Origin of the sequence: Sulfobacillus thermosulfidooxidans DSM 9293, from assembly GCF_900176145.1 — a bacterium.
Classification (GTDB): domain Bacteria; phylum Bacillota; class Sulfobacillia; order Sulfobacillales; family Sulfobacillaceae; genus Sulfobacillus; species Sulfobacillus thermosulfidooxidans.
On the sequence record NZ_FWWY01000001.1, the window covers coordinates 211,552 to 235,518 of the forward strand.

General features: G+C 55.4%; 34 protein-coding genes and 1 pseudogene. 31 read left to right on the forward strand and 4 right to left on the reverse strand.

Going from position 1 to position 23,967, the window contains the following annotated elements:
* Positions 1 to 7 precede the first annotated feature (7 nt).
* The 7 genes and pseudogenes from B8987_RS01205 (at position 8) to B8987_RS01230 (ending at position 2,929) form a co-directional block, all read left to right on the forward strand.
* Positions 8 to 283, forward strand: coding sequence for a hypothetical protein (locus B8987_RS01205; RefSeq protein ID WP_084660752.1), 276 nt, complete (start codon positions 8 to 10; stop codon positions 281 to 283).
* On the forward strand, positions 280 to 543 hold the full coding sequence (locus B8987_RS01210) for a hypothetical protein (protein ID WP_084660753.1): 264 nt from the start codon (positions 280 to 282) through the stop codon (positions 541 to 543). The genes B8987_RS01205 and B8987_RS01210 overlap by 4 nt, the downstream gene beginning before the upstream one ends.
* A 437-nt stretch (positions 544 to 980) precedes the next feature.
* Positions 981 to 1,328 (forward strand): hypothetical protein, encoded by a 348-nt coding sequence (locus B8987_RS01215; RefSeq protein WP_084660754.1) that lies wholly within the window; start codon positions 981 to 983, stop codon positions 1,326 to 1,328.
* A 59-nt stretch (positions 1,329 to 1,387) separates the two neighbouring features.
* The gene (locus B8987_RS01220; protein WP_084660755.1) at positions 1,388 to 2,143 is read left to right on the forward strand and encodes a nucleotidyltransferase family protein; all 756 of its coding nucleotides are present in this window, start codon (positions 1,388 to 1,390) and stop codon (positions 2,141 to 2,143) included.
* 69 nt (positions 2,144 to 2,212) lie between these two features.
* Positions 2,213 to 2,341 (forward strand): annotated as a pseudogene (locus B8987_RS19260) (transposase); the annotation flags it as partial.
* Positions 2,301 to 2,624, forward strand: coding sequence for a hypothetical protein (locus B8987_RS01225; protein ID WP_139793445.1), 324 nt, complete (start codon positions 2,301 to 2,303; stop codon positions 2,622 to 2,624). The pseudogene B8987_RS19260 and the gene B8987_RS01225, both read left to right, overlap by 41 nt.
* Before the next feature lie 17 nt (positions 2,625 to 2,641).
* The gene (locus B8987_RS01230; protein ID WP_084660757.1) at positions 2,642 to 2,929 is read left to right on the forward strand and encodes a hypothetical protein; all 288 of its coding nucleotides are present in this window, start codon (positions 2,642 to 2,644) and stop codon (positions 2,927 to 2,929) included.
* Between the two features lie 233 nt (positions 2,930 to 3,162).
* Here the strand turns inward: B8987_RS01230 and B8987_RS01235 are convergent, their stop codons facing one another.
* On the reverse strand, positions 3,163 to 3,456 hold the full coding sequence (locus B8987_RS01235; protein ID WP_084660758.1) for a hypothetical protein: 294 nt from the start codon (positions 3,454 to 3,456) through the stop codon (positions 3,163 to 3,165).
* Positions 3,457 to 3,563: 107 nt separating this feature from the next.
* Here B8987_RS01235 and B8987_RS01240 point away from each other — a divergent pair, with 107 nt between their 5' ends.
* Positions 3,564 to 3,761: a hypothetical protein gene (locus tag B8987_RS01240; protein ID WP_084660759.1), complete on the forward strand. Its 198-nt coding sequence runs from the start codon at positions 3,564 to 3,566 to the stop codon at positions 3,759 to 3,761.
* 41 nt (positions 3,762 to 3,802) lie between these two features.
* Here B8987_RS01240 and B8987_RS01245 read toward each other — a convergent pair whose 3' ends face one another.
* Together B8987_RS01245 and B8987_RS01250 are read right to left on the reverse strand one after the other, a co-directional pair.
* Positions 3,803 to 4,402: a hypothetical protein gene (locus tag B8987_RS01245; RefSeq protein ID WP_084660760.1), complete on the reverse strand. Its 600-nt coding sequence runs from the start codon at positions 4,400 to 4,402 to the stop codon at positions 3,803 to 3,805.
* Positions 4,403 to 4,485: 83 nt separating this feature from the next.
* Complete coding sequence (locus B8987_RS01250; RefSeq protein WP_084660761.1) at positions 4,486 to 4,851, reverse strand: winged helix-turn-helix domain-containing protein; 366 nt, start codon at positions 4,849 to 4,851, stop codon at positions 4,486 to 4,488.
* 221 nt (positions 4,852 to 5,072) lie between these two features.
* Here B8987_RS01250 and B8987_RS01255 point away from each other — a divergent pair, with 221 nt between their 5' ends.
* The 21 genes from B8987_RS01255 to B8987_RS01360 all read left to right on the forward strand — a co-directional run bounded on the left by B8987_RS01255 (position 5,073) and on the right by B8987_RS01360 (position 19,870).
* Entirely contained in the window at positions 5,073 to 5,333 is a 261-nt protein-coding gene (locus B8987_RS01255) for a hypothetical protein (RefSeq protein ID WP_084660762.1), read from the forward strand.
* A complete protein-coding gene (locus B8987_RS01260; protein WP_084660763.1) occupies positions 5,330 to 5,863 on the forward strand; it encodes a hypothetical protein in 534 nt (177 codons plus the stop codon). Before B8987_RS01255 ends, B8987_RS01260 begins: the two co-directional genes overlap by 4 nt.
* Positions 5,864 to 5,899: 36 nt before the next feature.
* Entirely contained in the window at positions 5,900 to 6,262 is a 363-nt protein-coding gene (locus B8987_RS01265; RefSeq protein ID WP_084660764.1) for a hypothetical protein, read from the forward strand.
* Complete coding sequence (locus tag B8987_RS01270; RefSeq protein WP_084660765.1) at positions 6,262 to 6,579, forward strand: hypothetical protein; 318 nt, start codon at positions 6,262 to 6,264, stop codon at positions 6,577 to 6,579. Before B8987_RS01265 ends, B8987_RS01270 begins: the two co-directional genes overlap by 1 nt.
* Entirely contained in the window at positions 6,576 to 6,926 is a 351-nt protein-coding gene (locus tag B8987_RS01275; RefSeq protein ID WP_084660766.1) for a hypothetical protein, read from the forward strand. The genes B8987_RS01270 and B8987_RS01275 overlap by 4 nt, the downstream gene beginning before the upstream one ends.
* Before the next feature lie 552 nt (positions 6,927 to 7,478).
* The gene (locus B8987_RS19550) at positions 7,479 to 7,643 is read left to right on the forward strand and encodes a hypothetical protein (protein ID WP_176213128.1); all 165 of its coding nucleotides are present in this window, start codon (positions 7,479 to 7,481) and stop codon (positions 7,641 to 7,643) included.
* Between the two features lie 263 nt (positions 7,644 to 7,906).
* Positions 7,907 to 8,236, forward strand: a complete 330-nt coding sequence (locus B8987_RS01280) for a hypothetical protein (protein ID WP_084660767.1) — start codon at positions 7,907 to 7,909, stop codon at positions 8,234 to 8,236.
* Positions 8,237 to 8,510: 274 nt separating this feature from the next.
* On the forward strand, positions 8,511 to 8,741 hold the full coding sequence (locus tag B8987_RS19825; protein ID WP_084660769.1) for a hypothetical protein: 231 nt from the start codon (positions 8,511 to 8,513) through the stop codon (positions 8,739 to 8,741).
* 15 nt (positions 8,742 to 8,756) lie between these two features.
* A complete protein-coding gene (locus B8987_RS01295; protein ID WP_076005813.1) occupies positions 8,757 to 9,065 on the forward strand; it encodes a transposase in 309 nt (102 codons plus the stop codon).
* Between the two features lie 56 nt (positions 9,066 to 9,121).
* Positions 9,122 to 10,006 (forward strand): IS3 family transposase, encoded by an 885-nt coding sequence (locus tag B8987_RS01300; protein WP_242940607.1) that lies wholly within the window; start codon positions 9,122 to 9,124, stop codon positions 10,004 to 10,006.
* A gap of 452 nt (positions 10,007 to 10,458) precedes the next feature.
* Positions 10,459 to 11,136, forward strand: coding sequence for a hypothetical protein (locus B8987_RS01310; protein WP_084660772.1), 678 nt, complete (start codon positions 10,459 to 10,461; stop codon positions 11,134 to 11,136).
* Positions 11,137 to 11,217: 81 nt separating this feature from the next.
* Positions 11,218 to 11,496, forward strand: a complete 279-nt coding sequence (locus B8987_RS01315) for a hypothetical protein (RefSeq protein WP_084660773.1) — start codon at positions 11,218 to 11,220, stop codon at positions 11,494 to 11,496.
* A gap of 55 nt (positions 11,497 to 11,551) precedes the next feature.
* Positions 11,552 to 12,583 carry a hypothetical protein gene (locus B8987_RS01320; RefSeq protein WP_084660774.1) on the forward strand — a complete coding sequence of 344 codons (1,032 nt, stop codon included), beginning with the start codon at positions 11,552 to 11,554 and terminating at the stop codon, positions 12,581 to 12,583.
* 24 nt (positions 12,584 to 12,607) lie between these two features.
* On the forward strand, positions 12,608 to 13,615 hold the full coding sequence (locus B8987_RS01325) for a hypothetical protein (protein WP_139793447.1): 1,008 nt from the start codon (positions 12,608 to 12,610) through the stop codon (positions 13,613 to 13,615).
* A 517-nt stretch (positions 13,616 to 14,132) separates the two neighbouring features.
* A complete protein-coding gene (locus tag B8987_RS01330; RefSeq protein ID WP_084660776.1) occupies positions 14,133 to 14,840 on the forward strand; it encodes a hypothetical protein in 708 nt (235 codons plus the stop codon).
* Positions 14,841 to 14,887: 47 nt separating this feature from the next.
* Positions 14,888 to 15,592, forward strand: coding sequence for a hypothetical protein (locus B8987_RS01335; RefSeq protein ID WP_084660777.1), 705 nt, complete (start codon positions 14,888 to 14,890; stop codon positions 15,590 to 15,592).
* 143 nt (positions 15,593 to 15,735) lie between these two features.
* A complete protein-coding gene (locus B8987_RS01340; RefSeq protein ID WP_084660778.1) occupies positions 15,736 to 17,124 on the forward strand; it encodes an AAA family ATPase in 1,389 nt (462 codons plus the stop codon).
* Positions 17,121 to 17,801, forward strand: coding sequence for a hypothetical protein (locus tag B8987_RS01345; protein WP_084660779.1), 681 nt, complete (start codon positions 17,121 to 17,123; stop codon positions 17,799 to 17,801). Before B8987_RS01340 ends, B8987_RS01345 begins: the two co-directional genes overlap by 4 nt.
* 220 nt (positions 17,802 to 18,021) lie before the next feature.
* Positions 18,022 to 18,228, forward strand: a complete 207-nt coding sequence (locus tag B8987_RS01350; protein ID WP_084660780.1) for a hypothetical protein — start codon at positions 18,022 to 18,024, stop codon at positions 18,226 to 18,228.
* 38 nt (positions 18,229 to 18,266) lie between these two features.
* A complete protein-coding gene (locus tag B8987_RS01355; RefSeq protein ID WP_084660781.1) occupies positions 18,267 to 18,494 on the forward strand; it encodes a hypothetical protein in 228 nt (75 codons plus the stop codon).
* Entirely contained in the window at positions 18,491 to 19,870 is a 1,380-nt protein-coding gene (locus B8987_RS01360; protein ID WP_084660782.1) for an outer membrane protein assembly factor BamB family protein, read from the forward strand. The genes B8987_RS01355 and B8987_RS01360 overlap by 4 nt, the downstream gene beginning before the upstream one ends.
* Positions 19,871 to 19,930: 60 nt before the next feature.
* Here the strand turns inward: B8987_RS01360 and tnpA are convergent, their stop codons facing one another.
* Entirely contained in the window at positions 19,931 to 20,380 is a 450-nt protein-coding gene (gene tnpA / locus B8987_RS01365; RefSeq protein WP_084660783.1) for an IS200/IS605 family transposase, read from the reverse strand.
* Positions 20,381 to 20,429: 49 nt separating this feature from the next.
* On the opposite strand from tnpA, the gene B8987_RS01370 reads away from it, so the two are divergent.
* Both B8987_RS01370 and B8987_RS01375 read left to right on the forward strand, forming a co-directional pair.
* Positions 20,430 to 21,887 carry an RNA-guided endonuclease InsQ/TnpB family protein gene (locus B8987_RS01370; RefSeq protein WP_084660784.1) on the forward strand — a complete coding sequence of 486 codons (1,458 nt, stop codon included), beginning with the start codon at positions 20,430 to 20,432 and terminating at the stop codon, positions 21,885 to 21,887.
* Between the two features lie 136 nt (positions 21,888 to 22,023).
* Positions 22,024 to 23,967: a hypothetical protein gene (locus B8987_RS01375; protein ID WP_084660785.1), complete on the forward strand. Its 1,944-nt coding sequence runs from the start codon at positions 22,024 to 22,026 to the stop codon at positions 23,965 to 23,967.

Sequence of the window (23,967 nt, forward strand, 5' to 3'; positions counted from 1 at the left end):
ATCGCTCATGATTTCTCCCTCGAACCCCCTGGATGACTTTCGGTGGATGCGGCCGGATGCCGCTCATGCCTGGTGTTGGTGTCGGCGGCATCCGGCCGTGATCCAACGGACCACGTTGGACGGGACGGTGACGACGGCCTATTGTCTTGTGCATTGGCGCTTGTGGTGGTTGCAACAATACGGGGATACGCCACCGGCCTTGGATGACGTGCTGAGGATGCCCACTGAGCCCGATACGGGGGCACCTCGGCGGTCCCGACGGGGCCGGAGGTCCCGGCCATGATTCGCCCCGAATGGATCGTGCGGGCCATCATGATTGGTCTGGGATGGCTGACGGCGTGGAGTCTTTATAGTGCTGAGTCCCACGTCTCCGTGGGATTCTTTGTTCTTGGCATGCAAACCGGACTGACGCTCTGGGCAGGATGGGCGACGGCCGCGGAATGGCGGCGATCCCGCCGTCCCTGGCGGTCCCGACGCATGCGGCACTTGCGGGTGATTGGCCGAGACGGGGTGTCTCATAGTGCCGGGGGCTCGCGGAGATAAACGCCCTGCCCGTCATTGAACATCACCCCGCGCATTCCCCTTCTTAGGCGCAAACCAAGACCCACAAACCGACAAAAATTTTTCGCAAACTAGGATCGGAACGGTCCGAAGTCACGTCTGGGGATGATCGGATAAGACACGGGGCGTCAGAGGATCCCGCGCAATGGTCGATGAACCAGGAACTTCCGGGAGCGATCCCAGATCCCCCCTCGGCGTAGCCAGGTGGCGGGAGAGTTCATCTTGGCGAATCGGCTCTGTCAGAGCCGCTAGATAGGTATCAATGTCTTTCGTGATCTCTCTTTCCTAGTACAAGAGCCATCCACGCCCTTTCTGCAACAACAATTTCGATCTGATGATCTTGGTGGCGCAAGGTATCCGTCAGCAATTCCAATTGGTGAATCCTTTCCGTTGTTACGCTGATCTGTGGAGGTAATGACATGATACCCACGACACAGGAAACTCTATCCCAGGCCCGCCGTTGGGTTCGCGTTCCGTGGGACGCGGGGCCGTGGGATGTCGAGATTGCCCGGCTGTGCATCACACAGACGGAACAGCGCGTCGATGCTACCCTCGGCCATCGGTCGTCCGCGTGGTGGGCGACCGTCGAGCAGGATCATTGGGAGGCGTATCGGGCGTGGCTGGTGGCCCATCACACGATGATTCAAGCGTGGGCGGATCAGGATGCACCCGCGCTGGCTCAAGCCTGTGTCGATTGGTGGCATATGACACGGCAGCTCGCAGATGCAAAGAAATTGGCGTCTCCCGCCGAGAAAAGGATTCGGTAATTCCCGAGTGGCAAGGCGAACAATTATGCCGTTGCGCCAACAATCAATCGGGGGGCTTTATGAACACAGCAGTCTTATTTGACGATTTAACATTGTCCCCGGTACTAAAGATGGTTTGCCCGTTCGTTGATTGTGCATCGGTTTATCTGGTTGGAGGGGCAATTCGAGATCGCATCGCGGGTCAGAGCCCCCGAGATTGGGACGTGGTCATAAATACTCCCCGTGTTCCAGTCGCTTTGCGCGAGAGAGGTAGTCCCAACTCGTTGGGCGGCATCAAAATTCGCGGAGTAGCAGGGACGCTTGACATCTGGCCCTTGGCCGATACGTGGGCTATGCGGATCGGAGCCCTCAAGCCCAAACCGGACTGTTTTCCTTTGTCGGTTGTCTTTAATGTGGATAGCGGCATTTTGCATGCAGAGACTCGTCAAGGATGGATTGACGCCGTAGTTCAGGGATTCCGTGATCGACATCTGACCATCGTGTTGGAAGAGTCTCTGCTGTTACAGAATCCAACACCATATCGCAATGTAGCTAAAGCCTTGTGGCTCCGTGCTCGGTATGGGCTAAGATGGAGTACAAACGTGGGAGATTATGTTGCATGGGTCTTGGGTCAGGATTCCGGGGCCGTCTATCGGGTAATTGCCGAAGCGCAGGCCCGTTACCAAGGTGGGACGTGGTTGACCCCGTTACTCAAACCCTTTGTGTCGAACTCTCTTGGAACCCGTTTTGATCCATCAGCCTTCGATGTGATAGGCGAAAGCCAGCGGCTCTCCGCCTCTAAGCGAAGGGAAGACGGGACCGTTGACGGAGGATAGTAGGATACACGCAGGAGGTTAAACGAGTGATGATCGAAGTGCCAGGACCGGGATATAATCTCAAGAGGAAAAGAATTCCCGCTCATACGACAATCGCTTTGGAAAGAGTATTTCTGGTCACGCAGTTTCTGCTTGCTCACGACAGGAGGAGCCTCGATTGAGACCATTAAAACGCACAGCGAAAACCAAGAAAAACGAAATCGTTGGCGTGTTGTGCTTTCGCTTAAAACCTACCAAAGAACAGGAACAAAAGCTCTACAACCAGGCTCTGGAGAACCGCATCACCTATCACCGAGAAAAGGGCACCTCCATTCGCTACACCGATCAACAAAACCAACTCCCCACACGGAAACAGGAACATCCCGAGTCCAAGGAAGTTCATTCGTTGGAAGAGTTTTTCGGCATTGGGCGAGACTGGTTTGGCAAGCAGTCTTCCGGTGAACTTACCCATCAGTTGTGGGAAAACAATGCGGGGTGGTAAAAAAGGAGACGACAAACATGAGTCAATCGTATAATGAGATTCTCGCCGCCGCGTGGCCGGAACATCCTGTTAGGGTATTCCGTTGGGACAATCAGAACCAAAAATGGCTAGAAGCAATGCCGTGGGACCCCCAAGATCCACAACTTCACAGAGAAGGAATTTTGGGTGATCCTCTGCCACTTCTTATCATCTGTACCGAGTCAGGATCGTGGATCGTTCCAGCCACTGATGGTCGTGTCTGGTGGTGGACTAAGCAATCTGTGAGACCTGACAGGATTCCCTTGATTGAGGCCGAGATAGAATGATCCCTCCTGCTCCTGACGTGGAAGTCGTCCTCCAAAAGGTGTGATGCTATACGTCAGTATTCGCTCCTCACCGAGGATAGGCCGATTACCGTGCAAGGAAACCTTGACCGCTGTCCAATATGGGCTTATCCGGTAAAGCAACCGGATAAGCCCGATGAAATTACTCGGACGGGTCGATCACAGAATGGCAGGAACGGTTTTAGCACGCCCCGGGAGAAGCCGGGCAGTGTGACTTAGCGCCGGAATTTGTCTGTGGGATGCATTTTTTGGAGTGGGAACAAGCGGCTATGCGGCGTAGCTCCTAAAGCTATCGCAGCGATCACCAAGCCGTTGGCACTCCACAACACCGTATGTACCCACGACCACGTGGTACTCCCTAGACCATAAGCCCATACGAGACCTTCGGCAGTTACCAAGGCGATCAATGGGCGAGAGCGTTGAGGCCAAAATTGTTTGGTCAAGTATAACACTATGTGCACAAGGAGAACGGCCCCCGCAGTTGTTCCCAGTGTGCCCCACGATAGCATGGTTTGTCACCTCGCAATAGGAGGGATGGGGAATGTTGTCAAGCGCATCGGGTGTGCGTATACTGATAAACAAATACGCAATAGACGGTTCAAAAGGAGAATCAGTTATGCGTCGAGTTCGGACACGGTGGAACGCATTGTCGTTAGCCCGGAAAAGCACCGTGGTTTTAATGTTGTTATCTGCGCTGATTCTGGTAAGCTCTCGCCTGTTGCCAGGTTTTTGGCCTCTGAGAGGATGGATCATCGCTGTGATTCTCACGGTGATTGCGTTCGTTTTATCGTTTTATCCCGCCCGCCGATCCTAGTCATCACAAGTCTGGGTGAGGCGAAGAGGATGGGACGAACCTTAAAGACCGCAAGCGCCCAAGCAAAACGATAATTCCCCTGCATAACCTCCCAAAACTCCATAGAGGCATTCGGGGCACGCAATGAGATCTGTGGCTGCACAAACGACGGCACAAACCGCCCCCGCAACACCAATAAGCCACGACGGGATGCCTAACGCATTGAGACAATTATTCACACAGCTTAACGGATTTGTCGCTTCACTAAGATCCGATGAAACATTGTGTGGCGGCGTGTTCATACGTTGGTCAAGCACCACAGACTGCTGATCTTGATCATTGATCACAATAGCACGCAGATTGCCTGACGGTTCCGGCACACCGCAGATAGCCAGAGCTTGACGAATGGTCCAGTCGTCCGCGTTCACAATGCGGGTATAAGCACTGCCGGAGGCTAAATTTAAGAGAGGGATGCTTTGCACATACGCCGTTACTTTAGCTTGGGTGCCGAGGGCGAAATAGGTCGCATGATCCCAATCTCCCTGACTACTCGGCGCATAGTGCTGAATGCGCTGAATGATTTCGGCCTGAGTCACCGGATTTAACATCAAATGATTCAAAGCGTTCTGCGTAATCGGAAAGAGATGCAAGCGTGTCGGCATTGGGATGACCTCCTACATGAGAATTATGATCTCCCTTTACGTTAACGCGCGAATCTGATCCTTGTTTGCAAACGTGATGCAGATTAGGTTGAGATTATCTGTGAGACTCGGCGGGAGTCCATTTGGTTATGGGGAATGGCTGTCCATAAGTAGCCCGCATCCCGGCGCGTGACTAATAAGCGGGGATGCCGAGGATCGGATTCAATAACCCGACGCAACCGATAGATATGACCATAAAGATCCCGAGGGGTGCGCACTTCATCCGGCCAACCGATGTGAAGTAACTGAGGTATCGGGATAATCTGGCGAGGATGATGAACGAAATATAATAAAAAGCGATACGCTCGGGCTGTTAGTGGGACAAACTGATTGTGTCGCCAAATTCCTTGTTGCGCGCAATCTAATAGAATCTCGTCATCAATCCAAACGCTGTCGATAGGTGCCTCCATATCTAGTGTTTCCCCTTTGATTCTTCTTGTGATGCACAGTATATCATGTTCATCTATGACCCGGCAGGCAATTCAGAATGCTGTCGATAAAAAGGGATTCATCGTGGGAGGATATGAGGAATGATCCCAATCAGAGGTTCCATCCAGTTTTCGTGTAATCCGGCAAATTTGATCGTACAATCAGAGGCATAGAGTTCGGATCAGAATCCGGAGGTGTGTTTATGGTATTTCCCGACACCCTGCGCTACCAAGGTCGCCCATTTACGGCGCTCTGGCCGTGGGAAGACTGGCAGGTCTACATGGATGATGAGGAAACGCATTTGGTGTTCGTATCCCGCACGGACTTTGTCGCCTACCTTCTCGAACTGCAGCATCCTGATGACGGGGCCGACATGGATCACTTGATGGCCGTGTTTCGCGAACGACGGGTCCGCATTCCCGGAGACGCGCGCAGATTGTGGCAGGAGGAATTATCCCAATGACGGGGCGTCACAGGATGCGGTTGATCGGATTGGGGGGACTGCTCATGGCCGGCGTGAGCGGGTGCGGTCCCGGCGTTCCCTCGGGATCTCCGGCGATTGTCGTGCGATCTTCGACAGGGACGACGTCTCCCCCGTCCCCAGTCTCGTCAGCAGCATCCTCGGCCGTTTCCCCGTCCGCAACGCTAATCGGACACTGGTCCCTCATGGCTCCGTCGGCTCCGGCTCACGACACCAGCCCCGTGCCGCTGAGTTTTCACGGTTTGACGCAGGCCGCGGCGAGCGAGACGATTGCGGTCAGCTATTCCTTTGCGCACTATTACACGTGGCAAATTTGGAGCATTGCGCTGTGGGATTATGGCAATCCCGGCGGGTCCTATGCCACGACGTATTGGGGTACCAATGCGAGCGGGGCAGAAACGTTTGTCATTCCGATGGCTTTGCAAAACACGCGGGATCGCATTATCGTCCAGCTTCTTGGGCCTCAGGGGCAATTGGTCACGGAAACGAGTCCCGTCTTTGTGATACACTAGACGGCGTGTAAGTTCACAAGAGGAGGATCGCAGGTTATGGAGAGCGATTATCGTTCAATTTACGAAAAGCTCTGGCTCGCGCATGAAATTTATCTGGCGAGTTGGGACGGCAACAAATACCGGATGTACGCCGAAGATCCGGTGCAATATGTGCTCTCGGCGGCGGATCGGCAAACGGGCGCGTATGCGCAATACGCCTGGTTAGGCGGGCGGTCGTCGGAGTTTTTTGCCTTTATCGAGGCCGCCCTCGGCATCACGGAGGCCAACCGTGACGCCGTGCGAGCCACGCTCTGGGAGCAATGGGCGACGCCCGCTGTGCGGGCTTTTGTCCGCAAGAGTCTCGACACGCATAAACTGCTGGCCTGGCCGTTGCCGGCGTCCGAGGAGGTGACGCCGTAATGGATCCGGTCGAACGCCGCATTGCCGCGAAATTGTTAGCTGTGGACGTGGATCCGACGATTCCGCTAGCCCAGAAAATGAACGCCGTGGTCGGCCGCTTCACGCCCGAGGAGCAAGTGCATCCGTTGGGCCAATGGATTCGACAACAAGCGTCTCGGTTAGACTGGATGGAAAACGTCGGTCCGTTTTTACAAACGGTCTGGGATCTGCCGCGTTATCCCTGGAATCCTATGGGGTCTGATCCGGAAGCGCAGACCTATCGGACGGCGGCGGCGACGGTGATCGCCCGTTTACAAGCCGAAGGCATTCAGGTATGACGGATCGGGATCGCGCGCTCCAGCTCTGTCGGGAGATTGCGGCGCATCCGTTACATCCGTCATTGGACTGTACGGAGATTGTGGATCGCTTTCTCACCGTCAGCCCCACGGGGCAACGACGCTTCATTCATGCGGGATCGCCCCCGCAATGGTTTGTGATTTGGGAACGGGGCCACTGGGTGCCGTATGTGTATCATGCCGTCTTTGTGTGGGGACAGGAGGTGTTTGATCCCTATTGGTCATCGGATCCCGTGCCCGAAGATCAGTATTGGGATCAGATCACCCGCCGCAATCCCGGTATTCCGTTGCGATGGGATACGACGTTGCCACCGGATTATGTGCAATAACGTCCCTGATCTATCTCAGGAGGGATAGTCATGCCGATGTTGTCAACCACCCCGGTCTGAAGCCCGAAGCTCGTTTCCATCAGCTTCCGTCTCCGACAACGGTTGACCAGCCCTAGCCGCCGGGATCTCGGGAGCGAGCGGCTCCGTTCGAAACGTCACGACACCTTGGAGTGCTTCTCCAGCTCCAGGCTCTGTCGTCCGTAGTTAAACGCCAGCTCGGGGTAGTGCGAGCCGTGCTGCGGGCAAGACAAGCGTTTTGAACATGGGCGAGGAGAGACCCTCGCACGAGGGCGTTACCAGCCCCGTAAGGGGCCTTCTACGGAAGGACTGAAAGAAAGGCAGGATTCTCCATGGTGTTTGTGCTGGATCGTCACCAAAAACCCTTGATGCCGTGTTCCGAAAAACGCGCACGCCAAGACGGTTGGCAGTATAGCCAAAAGCTGCGCAATCTGACAAAAGACGAGCCGGCTTCCTCCCCGGCCTGAACGCCGGGGGCCCGGCCGCCTATTTGTTGGTGGACAGCCCCCGCGGGATTGTCGGATCGTCACGGTCGTGATTCCCGGACGATCCGAGGCCGATCCGGCGATCCCATATGTGGGCGTATGGGCTGAGACCGATGATCCAGCATACACGGCCTATGCCGCCCAAGTGGCCGCGTGGTGGGTAGCCCAGCATCCGGGCACTGGGGTCGTCCCGAACGATTCCGTTCAGGATTGACACGGCGCGCACCGGCGACGTATACTATACACAAATCTTCTGTTATGATCCGTTTTTTCTATTTTGGATTCCCGTCTTGATCGACAAAGTGTCAAAAACCGCAAAAAACCGGCATCCCCCCTCCCTTGAGGGGGGATTTTTGTGAGTCTCGGGACTCAATTTTAGCCGGAGATGGTGTGTCGCGGCCCCCTTTCCGTGAAGGGGGTATTGTGATTTCCCAGAATTGAGGCGAAGTGCCGAGGCTATCCCAAGGAGGCGGTACTATGTGGCGGGTCGTGGGCTTAACGGTTTCGGGTTCTCCGCATGAACCGTCCGCGAACATCACCGTACAGTGTCATAATCCGGTGTCGGAACTCTGTATTCCGAGTGAGGCCGTGCTCAGGGCCTTGGAACACTGTCCGGCACTGCCTCATGATGGAACGGCCCGCATCGTGGTCGCCAATGCGCACGACCGCGTGGTCGCGGTGTATCACTGGGATCCTCCGGTGGGAGCCTGGTGCTTGGCGCCCGATGATGCATCGTCTGATCCGATATCGGCGAGCTTGTATGCTCTAACGCCGGATGTCGTGCGGACGTGGATTGACGGTTCGTGAACCGGTCGAAGACAAACAGGAGGGACATGGGCATGATCACGCAGTTTTGCATTCAATGCGGGCGGCCGTTAACCGATGGGACCCAGGTTGTGGGGGATCCGATTTGTGGCCTCTGTGTGCGTTTTAATCAACGTCGGGTGCCCTTGCCCCCACCCCGTCCCCGCTACTGTACCACATGCGGCGCTTCGGCTCCGTTGGCCGATGGAATGCGGTGCGGAGCATGTTGTGGTGAGCAGGGATACGTGCAGATTGTGCACCAACGGAGGGATGGTATGTGACGCAGAGATCTCTCGTCGATAGCGATCAGTTGGCCATAGCACGGGCGACCACCTACGCGGCGGATCCGGTGGCGCAAGCCGCCTTCATGCACGGCTTTCGATCCCAGTGGGCGCAGCTCATGGCCCATCTATTAAGCCCCCAAATGCTTCTAGACATCTCCTACGCAAAGCGATACGATCCCATACAGTTATCGCTGCGGAAAATTCTGACATCATTTTCATCATGAAAGGATGTGAACCCCATGGGAGAGTCGAAAACAATCACCCCAGAATTGAAAGCCCAGTGCATCCAAGAAGCGCTGGACATCCGGAATGCGGCGGCTGTCGCCCGCCGGCATGGGTTATCGGTTCGTCTCGTACAAAAATGGGTGCAAACGGCCACGAAACACGGGACACCCGAAGAAGCGCGTGCCTTAAAGAAAGCTTTACAGCAAGCCACTACGGAAAATCACCAGTTGAAACAATTATTAGGGGAGAAAGATTTAGAGATTGCGATATTGCATGATCTCCTAAAAAAAGCCCCCCGGGCCTCTCTGACCGATGTGAAGTAGCCCATCGGTGGATCCAGCAGGGATACCCGCCTACCCGCGTTTGTCAGTTGGCGGGAGTGGCCCGGGCCACGTATTACGCATGGCGCGCTCGAAGACAGCGTCCGGCGTCCTGGACGCCGAAACGCGGGGGAGGTCGACCCCGGCGGGGCTATGTGTGGACGGCAAACGACACCAAAGTGGCGGAAGGGCAGGTCCTGGAATGGCTCAGCGAGTTTATCATCGCGGGAGACGGTCAGGCTTATGGATATCGGAAGTTGACGACATGGCTCCGACGAGAACACGGATTGATCATCAACAAAAAGACGGTCTATCGTCTCTTGCGATCCGCCGATCTCTTACAAGGACAACCCTTGCGGCCCTCCGGAAACCGACCGCCCCGTGTTCTGGCCGCCAATCGGATGGTGACGGGCCCCAATCAACTCTGGGAAATGGATTTGAAATACGGATACATTGCGGGAGAAGATCGGTTTTTTTATCTCTGCAGTGTCATCGATGTCTTTGATCGATGCATTCTGGCGTATCATCTCGGATCTCACTGTATCGCTGTTCAAGCCTTAGGCGCCTTGGAAGGCGCCGTGCGAGCTCGCCAAGCCGACTGGGGTAACCACGTTCCGGTGATTCGCACCGACAACGGGCCCCAATTTGTGGCTCAGCGGTGGGCCATAGGGTGTCAGGTCTTAGGGATAACTCATGAACGCATTCCGGTGGCGACTCCTAACAAGAATGCCCACATCGAATCCTGGCACAGTCTGCTCGAAGGAGAATGTTGGCGGAATCAGGTCTTTCAGACTTTGGCAGAGGCGTATACAGTGACTGCCGAGTGGATCCGTTTTTACAATGAACGCCGCATGCATGGGAGTTTGCACGATTGGGCTCCCGCCGTGTACTATGCACAGTGCCAAACGGGCACCGCACCACCAATTCACCCGGTGCGGTGTTAAGGAGCCAGCCCGAGACGGGCTCGTCGCTTCGCTCTTGACCGCGGGTTTTTGCCCGGGGGCCGAGGGGGTCCAGAGCGCTGCGGAGCAGCGGCCTCGCGTACTCTGGACGGCCGGCCCGCCGGGCGGTATCCTCGACGCGGCGAGCGAAGCGGAGGAATGTCCCCTGACTGGATTGGCATTTTTCACCATAACATCGATATCAAGTGAAATATCATGCGAACAGGACCATTGTCTAGATATTGGGGGTTAAACCGCCATCGCGCCACGCTGTCATCCGACGAAGCCTGGTCCACGTATCTGGACGCTGCCTTGGATGCGTGCCTCGCCGCCCGGGGCCGTGCCGCGTCCGAATCGGACTGGGATACCGCCACCGGGGCCGTGGATGCCGTGCAAATGGCCACGCGCTATGTGCCGCACGTGTCGGATAACTCCTGGGCAGGAGGCTTCCTTCCGTGATGATGTTGTGGACGGTGCTTGCCGTCGAAGAAAAGCCCGATCATACCGGATTGGTCACGGTGTTTGTCGATCCCGCGATCCCCGCGTGGTCGGTGGATGGCGCCATGGCCACGGCGACCATGCATTGGCATCCGGACTGGTCTCACGCGGATGCGTTGCGATTGCTCGTGGTTGGAGGATCGGAGACGGTCGCGGCCGTGTATGCCCCCGGTTGGGGTGGTGAATGGCACCGCAGTCCCCGCACGGATGATCTCACGCGCTGTTGCTACGGATTATCGACCGCCATGCTGCAGGCGTTGATGCGTGAGGGTGCGACGCCGTGGGATGCATTGTGTGCCATGCCATTCGCGACGCTCCTGATTCGACACGCTGGCGGTCAGTTAGATGCCTACCGGTGGCCCGATAATCGCTGGACCGATCTGCCTCCGCGAACCGATCTCGTACTCCATAACATCATTGGTCAACAGGATCCTATCAGCCGTATTCGGATTGTCCACGTTTTTCCGATTTTGCGCACGGCCATGGTTCAGGGATGGGACGCCACGGCAAGCCAGTGGACGGTACTCTCGGATCTCGATCCGGATGATCCCTTCACCGCGTTTTTGTACGGATTGGCGCCCGAGGATGTGGAGTCCCTCCTACGGCGGGCCAAATCGTGGCCTGCCGCTCCCTAGTCGATTCCTCGTTCGCCAAGACGGAGTCCCCACCGCACCATGCGGATGGGACAACACTCACAGTAGAAAGAAGGATTGATCATGCGTTCTGCATACTGGTCTCATCCCGGGGATGATCTCAAAGCCTTAATGGCCACGGTGCGCGCTTACGGCAGCATTCGGGCTCTGCTCTGTGCCTTATGGCAAGCGGGACTGATTCTGGACCATCCCCCGGAGCGGTGGAGTAGCGCGCAAGAACCACTCCGCGAGTTGATGGCCGCAATTAGGCAACATTGGGGGTCAATTGCCGCCTTTTTGATCGAGATTCAGACGGCGGCGATAGTGGGCGAAGGGATTCGGCCATGTCGGGATCAAAACTAACTGCGGTTCCTCTGTGTCGTCTACATCATAACGTCAATCGTGAGGTGATTTGATTATGTTTCGATTCAAGGTGGGTCGTGCCGTGGGGACAATGCTCCTGGCGGGTGTTGTCACCGCGTGCGGTCCGACGCACGAATCCCATTCGCCGACATCTCAGACCGTCAAGTCTACCGCCGTCAACGATTTGGTTCCCGTGCCCGCCACGCCTCGTCCGTCTCATCGGTTAGCTCTTACGGATCCGGCGCAATACATTCAGCAATACAACACTTGGCAAATGGATCAAATGCTTGCTACCCATCGGGCAAGTAATCCCGGCGTGCTACTGACGGGACCAGGCGCTGGTACCTTTACGCTCACCGCGCTAAACGGCGTGTTGCATCAGCGGTATGGCGGTCCAATTCTGCCCGCGTCTCTGACTGCAGCCGGCATTCATCAAGCGTTTCCCACTGACGGAACTATCCAAGGTTTGTCTCATTTTGTCCATGCGACGTATACGCCGCTCATTCAGGCGGGATTGTTTCCCCATATGGCGTTCTCGGTGTATCAACAAGCCTTTACCACCGCGGCCGCCTATGCTTTGGATGCGGTGGGCAACGATCCGGCGGCTCTGATGACGACCGGATTGGGGCCCGCGCGGTGGCCAGGGGAATCACGACCGTTAGCGGCCGCGCTCGCTCAGACCATTGGCGGGTCATATCGCGCGAGCAACGGCGTCGCGGCCCTTCGGGAATACACCTATGATGCGTGGGGCACGATGAGCCCCGTGCCTGCGCAAGTGGCCCAGAGTTCACTGATTCAAGAACCGGATTGGTCAGGAGAAGACATCACGTTACCGACCGGTCTTCCTGCTCCGACGTGGACTATGCTCTTGGATCATCCTATGACGGTCACGTTTGTCCGATCTCAAAAATACACAGCGCATCATAAAACCGTGGTGTTAATCAATCACGTCAGCGTCCCCGTGACGCAAGCCTTGTTGGCCTTTATGCCCGGGAATCATCACGCCGGGCGGTGGTTTGTGGTCACGGAACAATTCGGGACGCCGCAGTATCAATGGGAATACACCGTGCCATCCCGAGCCCACTAGGTCGGGTACACAGGAGGGATCGTCATGCTCAAACCGAGTAGGCGGAGAATGGCTTTCGTGTTAGGCATCGTCAGTGTCGGTTTTCTGGGCGGGATTCTGTCGTCTCCTGCGGCCGCGTACTGGCAACGAGTGCCGATTATTCGCTTTCCCATGATCCATCCGCCCCACTATCATCCGATTTCGGTGTCGCCGATTCAAACGCACACGGGGGCGGGTGGGAGTGTAACCGGGTGTGGTTCGTCAAACGTGTATTTGCAACCGTTTTTTCACTATTGTACGACGCCGAATCCGTCACACCAGGGGGGGGCGCTCGAACTGCCTGATCCGATATTTGATCCGCCGTCTCCTCGCATAGGATGGACGCGCGTGTCCGCCGGGCCCCAAGGATGCGAATTCACCAAAGATACCACAACGGTAACGCCGGGGCATTTTGGCTTTGAGCAACCGGGTTCGACCGGGCCTTTTGGCTATTGTCCGACTTCGACATCGCCACCTGCCGGTGGACCCCCGGGAAACAATCCGCCCGGCGGAAACAAATCGCCTGGTGGAAATCACACCCGGTTAATCGCCTCGCAAAACACGGCGGTACCGCTCACGCCGTACTATTTCAACGGCTGTGAACCGCGCCCGGCTTTGACCACGGTCCAAAACGGGCCGCATTTTGTGCTGGCGCCCGGGGAGACGGCCGGGACGGCGATCACGCCGCCGACGCCGAACACGGTGGCGATGGGCACGGAGCCGCAGTTGAGTCCGGGAGCGGTGTTTTCCGGGCAATTGACGAGTGCGCCCGCGTTGTGGGATGCCATGCAAAATGAACAAGCGACCGGGCAAGTGTTGCCGGGGCCCATGTGGGGCGTGGTCTCCCAAGAATGGCAAAACGAAACGATCAACACGTATCAGACGGTCAACGCCCAGGGCCAAGTCGTCAACACCGTTACGCAGACCGTGAAAGACGGCGCGCCCTACTGGGTCGCCAATGAAAGCTACAACATCAACAGTTGTCCTGTGCCCGCGCCGGATTTTACACCATGAGCCCCCTGACAGCGCCGGATCTGGTGGCAAGGGTCGGGCAAATCGCCCCGGCTCACGCAACCCGGACCTTGGGACGGTCTCTCGTCCGCTGACCGTTCCCCGAAGTGGATGGGATGGATTCGGTACCCGAGGACCAGATTGCGAGAGTCAAGATCAGCCCACCTGGGGTGATCCTTTCGAGGCATCTCCGAGGCCACGAATCCCAGTACGGATTCATGGCCTCGGAATCTTGTGGGATGAATCAGAACGGCGCGACGCCCGAACCTTTGCAAACGGTACATCTTCCGGTGCTGGTGGGATGACCGTCCCAACACCTTGGACACCAGTCGCCGCCTGCATTGCCGTTGGTGTAGTATCCCGCGCCGTTTGAAACGTGGGCCGTTCCCTCGCATGTATTGCACTTGCCAGTGCCATTGCAACCTGGACACATCATGATATTTTACCTCCTTTGTTTTGGATTCGTTGATTAACACTCTGTCTTGCTGATACTAATTCCTGCCAGAGGACGCGGTACTGAATGTCAAAAACTTGGACCGAGTTAGTTAACCAACAACGGGAGTTGCGTGCACAGCACATCCGACAATGTACTCTGGCTGGAGGCGGACAGCCAGTAGATGACGAGATGTGGCCCATCATAGACCGGTTGTGGAGTCTGGGCATCATGACGACGGGATCGTGTCAAGGTCATCCGCAAGCCGACGGGTCGTGGAGTCCCTCGTATGTGGTGGTTCGCGGGTGTCGCGATGGAACGGTTGAACGATGGCACGAGGTGGTCTTAGGGCTTTTAGACGTTCCGGCTGTGGCGGGTATTGAGCATAGAATCACCAAGTTGGGATGGGCATGTCATTATAGTGATTGCCTCGGGGAACTCACGCTTGAAACCAAATGGCGTCATGGACTGAATGATTTCATGGAAGTGCTTGATCGGGTGGGAACGCGCATTCTTCAACGGCAAGGTCTCACCTGGGAACCGTGGGCCGGTCCGGCGTTAGAAGTTCCCCCCACTATCCAGGTGATCCCTGATTTTACGACAAAATATTTAGCATTTCGGCAGCGATTATCTGCTGAAGAACTCATGATCTTCGATCTGGGCTTGGAGTTTTCTTCATTGGCAGAGGTGGCACCTCTTATCAAACGGTCGATAGAGCAGGTGCGTGATACATGGCACCGCTTATGGAATCAGTTTGCTCCGTCAGCCCAAAATCGGGAATCGCCAGAACGATGAGAAGAAGCCCCGCCATGTCGGGGACATTCGCCAAGGGGGAATAAGGCTTGTCCATAACCGTGTCACGCAAACTGGTCGGAGGCTTGCTCGCCGTCGTTGCGGGAAGTCTGTTTCTCGGGGGCTGGGCCCTGGGAGTGCTCACGGCGCAACCGCGTAGTGCTCTAACCGTGAAAACAGCCCCATCATCCCCGCCCTCGCACGCCGCGGGAACGTCCACGGCCTCGAATCCCTTTGTCGTCGGGACCTCCTTCCCCTTCACGACCAGCCAGGTCGAGACGCTGACGGGGCACGTGACGCATCTCGCCCGGGGATCCCGCGCGACTATCGTCATGGCGATGGCGTCGTGGTGCCTCTTTTGCGGGTATGAGGACAAATATGTCCTCCCCGTGTTGGCCCGAACGCCCGGTGTCGTCGTAGATATTGTGGATGTGTCGCCCCAAGGGGGCATTGCCGATCCGGGTCCCGCAACGCCGCCCTTTCACGGACACGATGGCGCGGGAGGCCCGCTCACCGTAGCAGGCATGAGGACCACCATGCAGCACTATGTGCAGACGTATGGATTGGCCAAGACGGCTATTCATGTCTACGTGGCTCCCACCGCCACCCAACAGGCGTGGCACGTCTCGGCATTCCCGTCACTGGCGTTTCTGAATGCCCGGGGCACAGTCGTCGTGGCCCCGCCCGGGGCGCTGACGATAGCGCAAGGTCGAACGGCGTTGGACGAAGCGCTATCGGGATCTAGTGCCTCGTGATTTGTTGCGCACCGATCTCAGAACATCATCGGATAGAGATGGGGTCATAGCGCGATGGGCAATGGGGAATATGAGTTCGGCATTTCTCTTTGCGCCGTGTAGCTCTTTCAGTTCCCCCCACGAAAAAGACGTAATTAGGGTGGATGGCAGACATATTTTTTGTGATGAATCAATTCCTGGCAATAAAAAACCATTCGGAAGTGATAAAATCAATGAAAAATAATTCAAGTAAGGATTTGACAAGAATGTATCTTTCCGAGATCAAGTTAACAAATTTTCGGAGTTTTAGAGAGACTGAAACGAAATTAAGTGAAATTGTCATCTTTATCGGGCGTAATGGAGAAGGTAAAAGCAATTTGTTGGAAGCGATCCGATTCCTGCGTACCATAGCTACGTTTGGCATTGACGCGGGTATCCAAACAGTCGGAGGAGCAAAATATTTCGCACGATTAGAGGGAAATCAACCCCAGTTCCCCGTTAATGTATCTTTTCGTGTAGATTTTGACCCTCCTCTACATTTTCCTCAAGATCCTACCACAAGTTTGGATGCTGCAACGTATACTCTGACCATTAAAAACCCCAATAACACTCATAATAATGGAGTAAGTCTCAATTACGTATGGGAAGAAACTATTACTCTGGAAAATGTTCAGACGCGAGATTCGGCAGATACATCTCCTATTAGAATTATTGTCAGTCAATCGAGCAACGATCCTGATGCACCGGCTCAAGTGTTGAGCGAATCGCTAGTACGCACGTCTTCCCATGATAAACTGTTATCAAAGCTCTTCCCGACCGATCAGCGCGTCTGGATCAACCATCAATGGGGATCCAATAGACCCGTCCAAATATCTCTTTTGCAATCCGTTCAAACCTCCCCATTGAATTTTTGGCTGTCGGCCAACGTTTTTTTCTTTGATCCCGATCCTAATCAAGCTAAGAGAATCATTGACCCAATCGGACTATTAACCTTGACCGAAGACGGAAATAATCTTGCCGAGGTTATTCGGGCTTTGGAGCCGAATCAAATCGAACAACTGAACACCTACTGTCGCACACTCTTTCCTCGAATTCTGGGTATTGAACCTATGGATTTGGGTGATGGACGATGGACGTGGAGTCTAAGAGAACAAAACGGCAATACATTCCCTGCTCGATTTCTCTCTCCCGGAATGGTTCGTGGAATTATCTTATTAGTCGCATTGGTACAAGCAACTGGTTCTGCTTGTTTAATTCTGGAAGAACCAGAACGGTTTCTCGATCCTTCTCTGTTGGCACCTTTGATGGCCATTATTCAAGACGTGGTTAAAACTCAAAAATGTCAAGTAATATTTACCACTCAATCTCCCGAGATTCTAGCGCACGTTAATGTAGATCGGGTCTATTGGATTCGTCGAGATGATGAATGGTCCGTTATTAATCATCCCGCAACCGATGAGCGATTAAGGGATTGGGTGCAAGACTTAGGTATTGCTAATCTTTACATCGATGATTTTATCGATACTGTAGTCAAGGAGAGACCCCGTGAATGAAGTCAACGTATCAACAGCATAATATTTACTTTGAAGGTGGCGATGATTATTGTGTCATTAAATCGTTACTTTTATTCTTTTTAGGACAACCACTAAATCTCACCGACGATTTAGAAGACAAGCCAATTCACGAATTATCTTTTCAACATCCGAACCAGCAAAATGTCGTTATGACATTTATATTAGAGGGTTATGCAAACAACAAAACCTGGGCCCGGTGGAAAGAACGAATTAGTTCAATGAATAAGAGAGGGATTTCGTATTTTTGGATTAAAGATACAGACTTCAAGACCAAGCCTTCCGAAAAAAAATTAAGCGATTTCACAAAAGATTTGGCAAAAAGGCTGAACGCCATAGAATGCAGAGTTATACCCGTTCAACCTGAAATTGAAGGATGGGTTTCGGCAGTGGCTATAGATCCCGATGTTCAAAACTCTATTTTCATGAACGATGAGCGAGGACTGCGTCAATTTAAACGAATAACACAACGTGAGCATACAGAAGATGTAACCAAAGAGCTATTGGACACGGTCATTGAGAAATCATCCCAATATGCAAACCGTAAGGAATTTTTAACTGTTTGTGTCACTAAGGCAAATTGGGAAAATGCTAAAGAATATAATCGAACCTTGGAATATTTCTATAGTTTGTTAGAAAAAACTATATGTATCTTATGAGAAACGAAAGATTGCAATGGTTAATTGTTGTGTTAATTATTGACTAATTCAAGAAACAACCATTCAAGACATAGCATCACATTGGAAAACTCAAACCTAGATCATGAAAATGCTACTCCCCACGAATCTACGATCTCAAGTCTGAGTCCCCACAAACTCTTGTTCCGGCGCTTCGGCGCCGTTTTTTTTGTCTGGCCTCGTTGGGTTGTGAGGAGGGATTGTGCATGAAAATTTTGCATCGGTAGGTCGGTTCGGGGAACCTCGAATTAGTGTTGCCTCAATTAGAAGACGATGCTCCCAACCGTATGCCACATACTGGCACAATCTGATCACGGATGCCTATTTTTGGGGTCATTACTTTGCCACTCGCGAGGAAGCCGAGTACGATTTTCCGATGCAGGTAGTCGCGGCGTGGCCCAATGAATAAACGTGTGTTCGAGGATTTAGAGAAAGGACGTGGGATGAATGCTCAAATTGCAGGATACCGCCTCCTTGGTGCGGAGTGCGTGTGCGAATGCCTTTGGGGGGCCGGATGCCGTGCACTGCTTATTAACGGATCAGCCATGCGCGGTGCTTCGCGGGGAACCGTGTACCTGGTGGGCGCAAGCGGTGTGGCCGGGATTAGCCCCCGATGAGCAACGGCGCTTCATGGCCCTCACACCCGAACCCCGATCACGGACGGTGGCCCGATGATCCCGGTCCGTCGGCCCCGGGCGACGCGCTCCGGCATCCGGCCCTTCGTCACCACGCTCCTGATCGCTACCGGACTGATCGGAGTCGGCATCCTAGCCTCTCTGCGCGGAGAACCGACAACGACGACGGGAGTCTTTGCCCAATATGGATCCAATGCAGATCACAACCCCATTCTCTCCGGCAGTGTGGGGACCTGGTCCAGTCCCCCGTTGCGCGGGCGTGGCGTGTTTGAAGTGGCGTATGATCCCACAACCCATCTCGTGTTGACGGAGACCATGACGGCGCATCACGGATGGCTGTATGCCCTCAATGCCGGGACGGGGCGAATTCAGTGGGCCTGGCACGCGCCCAATCAATTGATGGCCACGCCTATCCTCAATCCGAGCGGCACCATTGTCTTTGTCGGTTGGGGCAACGGGGCCATGTCCAACGTCTCGCCCCACAGCGTCGGCAATGCGTTTTTGGTGCGGGGTAGCGGATCATCCGGGGTCGCGGCGGTGACTGCGCAAACCGGTCAGATCCGCTGGCATCACACGACGCATGGGGCCGTGATGCCGACGCTGACCTACGCGGATGGGTGGGTCTATGTCGCCACGGGAAATCGGCACTTGGATAGTTGGAATGCCCAGACCGGCCAGGAGGGACTGCATCAATGGGTGGCCGGCTTTGATTCGATGAGCGCCACGCCGATAACCCCCTCGGGTCTGGCCATTGTGCCCACGATGGCTCCCGCCGCCGTCTGGGGCATTGCCGTCCCGTCGGGCGCCATCCGCTGGGTGACCGCCAATCCCGTGTGGACCGGCGGGTTGACGGATACGAATCCCTTGATTCACGGACAGACCGTCTGGCTCAGTACGTTGACGACGCCACTGACGGTCAAAACCGTGCCCATTGGAGCGACGGTGACGGTCAGCGCGGTGGAACTCAACACGCGCACAGGGCAGATTGTGCGGCAAATCGCCTTGGGGCAGGGACACCGGCCCATCCACACCGAGACGGGCAATTATACGTGGGCGAACGGGCGGCTGTATTTAACCTCCCCCGTCACCGATACCCTGTATGCGCTCAATCCTGCCACCGGGCGCGTCCTCTGGGAATTTGAGCCCCGCACGCCGATTCGAGCAGGCGTCCTCGTGTGGCACAACCACTGTTATGTGCCGACCGGCCACACGCTGTGGGTCTTAAACGCCCGCACGGGCACCATTCAAGGATCGCAGCCGTTTGCTGCAACCGTAACGTTTGGTATTGATTCCCCGATTCTCGTGGGGGACCATCTCATTCTCGCGGTGCCCGGCCCCCAGACTAGCCACGTGGTCAGTCTCCCGGTGCAGGCGAATGGGATGCTCACGATGCCATCCGTGCCTTCCAGAACTTAGCAGGAATCACGTGAACAAAACGCCCGCGCATTCCCCTTCCCTGGCGAAGCCGGGAGGGGGTCAAGCGGGCGGCGGCCTCTTGGCCGCCTTCCGTGATTTTTCTTTCGTCCCTTGGGCTTCGACGTAGCGTTTCACCGTCTCCAACGAAGCCCCGCCCACACTCCCGACGTAATAGGCACGATGCCAAAAGTACGGTTTCCAGTAGTATTTTCGTAAGTGATCTGCGAAGCGATTCCGCATGCGACGCGAACTGGCGGATTTGAGGTTGTTGATTAAGGTGGAGATGGTGAGGGCTGGATGGATGCCTATCAGCAGATGTACATGGTCGGCTTCCCCGCCAAATTCGATCAAGGTGCAACGCCAGTCTGCCAGAATCTCCGCGAAGGCGTCCCGCAAAGCCCCCAGCATCTCCGGCGTCAAGACTGGTCGCCGATACTTGGTTACGAACACGACATGCAACCTAAGGGAGTATACGGCATGCGACGCTGATACCAATTCGTTTTCGCTCATGGTAGCTTAATGGTATAATGGAAACACAAGCTTGTGCAAGGGGGGCGCCATGCTCACGGGGTACCGGTTTCGCCTGTATCCTACGAAAGCCCAGCAACAGATTTTGCTGCGCTGGATCGGGTGTCAGCGGCTGATCTACAATGCCAAAGTGCAGGAAGACCGGTACTACCGGGCGTTCCAGCGACGGTTTGTGGGTACGGCAGGGATGACCATTCCGGTGGATCAGGAATACGCACGCTTTATCTCGGAGGAGACGGCGTTTCTGCGAGAGGTGCCATCCCAGGTTCTGCGGAACGGCACGGTGCGATTCCGGCAAGCCTATCAGCGATTCTTTCAAAAGCGGGGCGGCCGTCCGAAGCTCAAGAAAAAATCCGGACGGCAGGCGGTGTGGCTGACGTCGGAACTCTTTCAGTTCATCCCGCTGACAGATAAGGCGACCGGTGAGGTTAACGGCTATCAGCTTCACGTGGGGACCACGAAGTTTCCAGTGGGCATGATCCCGTATGTGGCGCATCGTCCCCATGCCGTGCCTGCCTCGATTTATATCGCCGTAGAAGGCGGCCAATGGTGGCTCTCCTTTGCGGCAGACGATTCGACGGTCGCGATACCGGGAAACGGTGCCGACGTCGCGACCGAGCGAATCGCCGACGATTTGCGCCATCTCTCCGCTGAGCAACTGACCGAGCGGACGCTCGGCGGGGATCGGGGCGTGGCGAAACCCTTGATGACCTCCGATGGACACATTTTCGATCTCCAGCCTGTGCAAAAGGCCCGCATCGCCAAGCACCGGCGGCAACGCCAAAAATGGCAACGACGGGCCGCCCGGCGCAAGAAAGGATCCAAGAATCAACAGAAGGCGTATCGCAAAGTCGCTCGATACCAGCGGTACGAAAAGAACGTCCGACAGGATTATGCCCACCAAACGAGCCATCGTTTGGTCGTCAATAACGCCTATGATTTGTATGTCTTCGAAGATCTCAAAATCGCCCACATGACCAAACGCCCGAAGGCCAAAAAGGATGTCCAAGGCCGGTTTCTGCCGAACGGGCGCCAAGCGAAGGCGGCCCTCCATCGCGCGATCTTATCGTCCGCGTGGGGCGAGGTCGTCGCGTTTACCCGCTATAAAGCCTTGCGCCGAGGCAAACTCGTGATCACGGTTCCGCCCCAATCCAGTTCGCAGGAATGTGCGGTATGCACGTTCACTTCCCCGGACAATCGGCGCAGCCAGGCCGAATTTGTCTGCCAACGCTGCGGACATCGGGATAATGCGGATCACAACGCAGCGTGCGTGATTGCCAAACGCGGCATCCACACACTGCTCTCCGGAATTCCGCTCACCAAGGAGCACAAACGGATGCGGATTTTTCGGAAACTAGGGCCGGAACGGTCCGAAGTCACGCCTGGGGAGATCCGCGTAAGACGCCTCCCGCCAATGGCGGAGCCGCAGGGGTCGCAGAACCAGGAACCTCCGGGAGCGATCCCGGAAACCCCCGCCTCGGCCTCGTAGAGGCCAGGCGGAGGGAGAGTTCATTGCGTGGCGAATGCTGATGGGGGTGCGGATCACGCCCGCATCGTGGCGATGTTCTGCCCTCACCCAATAAAAAATCACGCACGATATAAAACACCGAAAGGATGATCATGTTATGCGATTACACCAATGGATCCGTCGGATGAGGCATGCCACACCCCCGCAGCGCGCGGGACTGGTCCTCCTCGGTACGGGCGTTTTACTCAGTATCATGGGCGCCGGTCAGACGCCCCACGTCTCGAACCTCATGGCGAAAGGCCCCAACGGTCCCCAACAACCGGGGACAACCTTAACCTACACCGCGACCGCCAACGGCAATGGCGGCACCGTCGAGTATCAATGGTGGGAAGACGGCCCGTCGGGATGGAAAATGGTGCGCAATTATTCCCCCAACAATACGTTTACCATTCCCGATGCGGCGGCGGGATCGTATCCCGTGGTCGTGTACGCCTTGGACGCCAATCAAATTGCAGCCGGAGAGTGGTCCCAGGCGCAGTATCAGCAGTTCATTGCGAACGTGGCGAGCCAAGTGGTCTTGAACGCTCCCGTGAATCCGGAGTTCCCGTCGTCTCAGCCACAACCTCTTCAAGGTCTTCTCCTGCCCGTCAACAATCCGGTGACGGTGACGGCGCAAGCAACCAATCTCATTAATCCGGTGTATCAATTTTGGTATGAAACCCCGAGCGGACACTGGATCGGAAGCAATTACACATCGCAAAACACGTTTACGTTTACTCCCTCGGCTGCGGGAACGTATAAAGTTGTCGTGTACGCGAAAGATCCGAGTGCCCCGAATAATGCTACCTTTGCGGTGTGGAGTCATCCTGTGAGCCTCAGCGTGGCCAACGTGACGCCGAGTCAACCCATTCCCGTCAATCAGCTTCCGGCATCGTTACAGGCGTTGGCCCCGCGGCCAACCAACAACGCCATGCCACCGGCTCCGTATGCGCAAATTTTTGCGTTAACCCAAAATAATGCAGAAATCGGGCCCAACCATCCCATGCAGGCGGGAATACCTGTCGTGATTCAAGCCATGACAGCGGGAGATGGCGCGCCCAACCTGAATGGCAACAAATGGCCTACTTTCGTGAATCTCAATGCGTTTGCGAATCCCTACCATTTTCCGCATCCCGTGCCCGACACCATTCCGTTGTATTGGGTCAAGCCCACGCCCCAATCATCCTGGGAGTTGCTCCCCCAACCCGACTGGGCCAATCCGCCATCCGGCAATCAATGGGCTATCGCTGTGACCCTCGCCGATGTCAATTTGTCTTCGACGCCTCCATCGTCCGCGTTACAATTAGCCCAGATGTCAGGTCCGGTGGTGTTTGGGGGACAGCGCATTTATACGGCGGCGAGTTGGAATCGCAAACAAGCGGATTTGCACTTGTTACCAGAACTCTGGCCGACTTTGTCTGCTGCGAACATGCCATATTCGGAGTGGGTGACGTTGTTAATGGGATTCACCAATCCCCCCAGTCAACGGTTCTACATTAGAAATTTGAACAACGTTCCATCTGTGCATCAAACCCGAACCATCGCGCAAAATGCTGGATGGGGTTCCAATCAATTAACCGGCACGGCCCAGGCCGACGCCACCTTGTCTGCCGTGCCCAGCTCCGTGTTGTCGTCTGCGTTCTCGGTCGCTGAACAAGATGTCATTACGTATTTGAATAATCCCGCCCGGGCATTATGGCAAATGCCTCCTGCCGTGATCAAAGAGGACGCGGTCAGCTTGTGGGATGTACAAAAACAACTGGATTTCAAATCGTGGCGGTTTGTCGATAGCTTGGCGATCCAAAATCACGTCACAATTCCGACCACTGTCTCGCATTTCACGCAATCCGTCAGTCCGTCTTTGAGTGCTAAACAAAACGGAGCCGGAGAATGGATCCTCACCATTCCGATGCTCGTCACGAGCCAAGGCGAAAAACTGGTTAACGGGCACTATGTGCCCACATCGTTTTCACCGACACCCGTGGTTATTGTGCTACAACAAGTTCCGGATGTGGGCGCCTCGAACGGCATGGGATGGGCCGTGGATCAATTTATCTACTAA

What these genes read in the sequence shown, in the direction of transcription:
- B8987_RS01205 (WP_084660752.1), top strand. Translation starts at nt 8, where the DNA reads ATGATTTCTCCCTCGAACCCCCTGGATGACTTTCGGTGGATGCGGCCG.
- B8987_RS01210 (WP_084660753.1), top strand. Translation starts at nt 280, where the DNA reads ATGATTCGCCCCGAATGGATCGTGCGGGCCATCATGATTGGTCTGGGA.
- B8987_RS01215 (WP_084660754.1), top strand. Translation starts at nt 981, where the DNA reads ATGATACCCACGACACAGGAAACTCTATCCCAGGCCCGCCGTTGGGTT.
- B8987_RS01220 (WP_084660755.1), top strand. Translation starts at nt 1,388, where the DNA reads ATGAACACAGCAGTCTTATTTGACGATTTAACATTGTCCCCGGTACTA.
- B8987_RS01230 (WP_084660757.1), top strand. Translation starts at nt 2,642, where the DNA reads ATGAGTCAATCGTATAATGAGATTCTCGCCGCCGCGTGGCCGGAACAT.
- B8987_RS01235 (WP_084660758.1), bottom strand. Translation starts at nt 3,456, where the DNA reads ATGCTATCGTGGGGCACACTGGGAACAACTGCGGGGGCCGTTCTCCTT.
- B8987_RS01240 (WP_084660759.1), top strand. Translation starts at nt 3,564, where the DNA reads ATGCGTCGAGTTCGGACACGGTGGAACGCATTGTCGTTAGCCCGGAAA.
- B8987_RS01245 (WP_084660760.1), bottom strand. Translation starts at nt 4,402, where the DNA reads ATGCCGACACGCTTGCATCTCTTTCCGATTACGCAGAACGCTTTGAAT.
- B8987_RS01250 (WP_084660761.1), bottom strand. Translation starts at nt 4,851, where the DNA reads ATGGAGGCACCTATCGACAGCGTTTGGATTGATGACGAGATTCTATTA.
- B8987_RS01255 (WP_084660762.1), top strand. Translation starts at nt 5,073, where the DNA reads ATGGTATTTCCCGACACCCTGCGCTACCAAGGTCGCCCATTTACGGCG.
- B8987_RS01260 (WP_084660763.1), top strand. Translation starts at nt 5,330, where the DNA reads ATGACGGGGCGTCACAGGATGCGGTTGATCGGATTGGGGGGACTGCTC.
- B8987_RS01265 (WP_084660764.1), top strand. Translation starts at nt 5,900, where the DNA reads ATGGAGAGCGATTATCGTTCAATTTACGAAAAGCTCTGGCTCGCGCAT.
- B8987_RS01270 (WP_084660765.1), top strand. Translation starts at nt 6,262, where the DNA reads ATGGATCCGGTCGAACGCCGCATTGCCGCGAAATTGTTAGCTGTGGAC.
- B8987_RS01275 (WP_084660766.1), top strand. Translation starts at nt 6,576, where the DNA reads ATGACGGATCGGGATCGCGCGCTCCAGCTCTGTCGGGAGATTGCGGCG.
- B8987_RS01280 (WP_084660767.1), top strand. Translation starts at nt 7,907, where the DNA reads ATGTGGCGGGTCGTGGGCTTAACGGTTTCGGGTTCTCCGCATGAACCG.
- B8987_RS01295 (WP_076005813.1), top strand. Translation starts at nt 8,757, where the DNA reads ATGGGAGAGTCGAAAACAATCACCCCAGAATTGAAAGCCCAGTGCATC.
- B8987_RS01315 (WP_084660773.1), top strand. Translation starts at nt 11,218, where the DNA reads ATGCGTTCTGCATACTGGTCTCATCCCGGGGATGATCTCAAAGCCTTA.
- B8987_RS01320 (WP_084660774.1), top strand. Translation starts at nt 11,552, where the DNA reads ATGTTTCGATTCAAGGTGGGTCGTGCCGTGGGGACAATGCTCCTGGCG.
- B8987_RS01325 (WP_139793447.1), top strand. Translation starts at nt 12,608, where the DNA reads ATGCTCAAACCGAGTAGGCGGAGAATGGCTTTCGTGTTAGGCATCGTC.
- B8987_RS01330 (WP_084660776.1), top strand. Translation starts at nt 14,133, where the DNA reads ATGTCAAAAACTTGGACCGAGTTAGTTAACCAACAACGGGAGTTGCGT.
- B8987_RS01340 (WP_084660778.1), top strand. Translation starts at nt 15,736, where the DNA reads ATGGCAGACATATTTTTTGTGATGAATCAATTCCTGGCAATAAAAAAC.
- B8987_RS01345 (WP_084660779.1), top strand. Translation starts at nt 17,121, where the DNA reads ATGAAGTCAACGTATCAACAGCATAATATTTACTTTGAAGGTGGCGAT.
- B8987_RS01355 (WP_084660781.1), top strand. Translation starts at nt 18,267, where the DNA reads ATGCTCAAATTGCAGGATACCGCCTCCTTGGTGCGGAGTGCGTGTGCG.
- B8987_RS01360 (WP_084660782.1), top strand. Translation starts at nt 18,491, where the DNA reads ATGATCCCGGTCCGTCGGCCCCGGGCGACGCGCTCCGGCATCCGGCCC.
- tnpA (WP_084660783.1), bottom strand. Translation starts at nt 20,380, where the DNA reads ATGAGCGAAAACGAATTGGTATCAGCGTCGCATGCCGTATACTCCCTT.
- B8987_RS01370 (WP_084660784.1), top strand. Translation starts at nt 20,430, where the DNA reads ATGCTCACGGGGTACCGGTTTCGCCTGTATCCTACGAAAGCCCAGCAA.
- B8987_RS01375 (WP_084660785.1), top strand. Translation starts at nt 22,024, where the DNA reads ATGCGATTACACCAATGGATCCGTCGGATGAGGCATGCCACACCCCCG.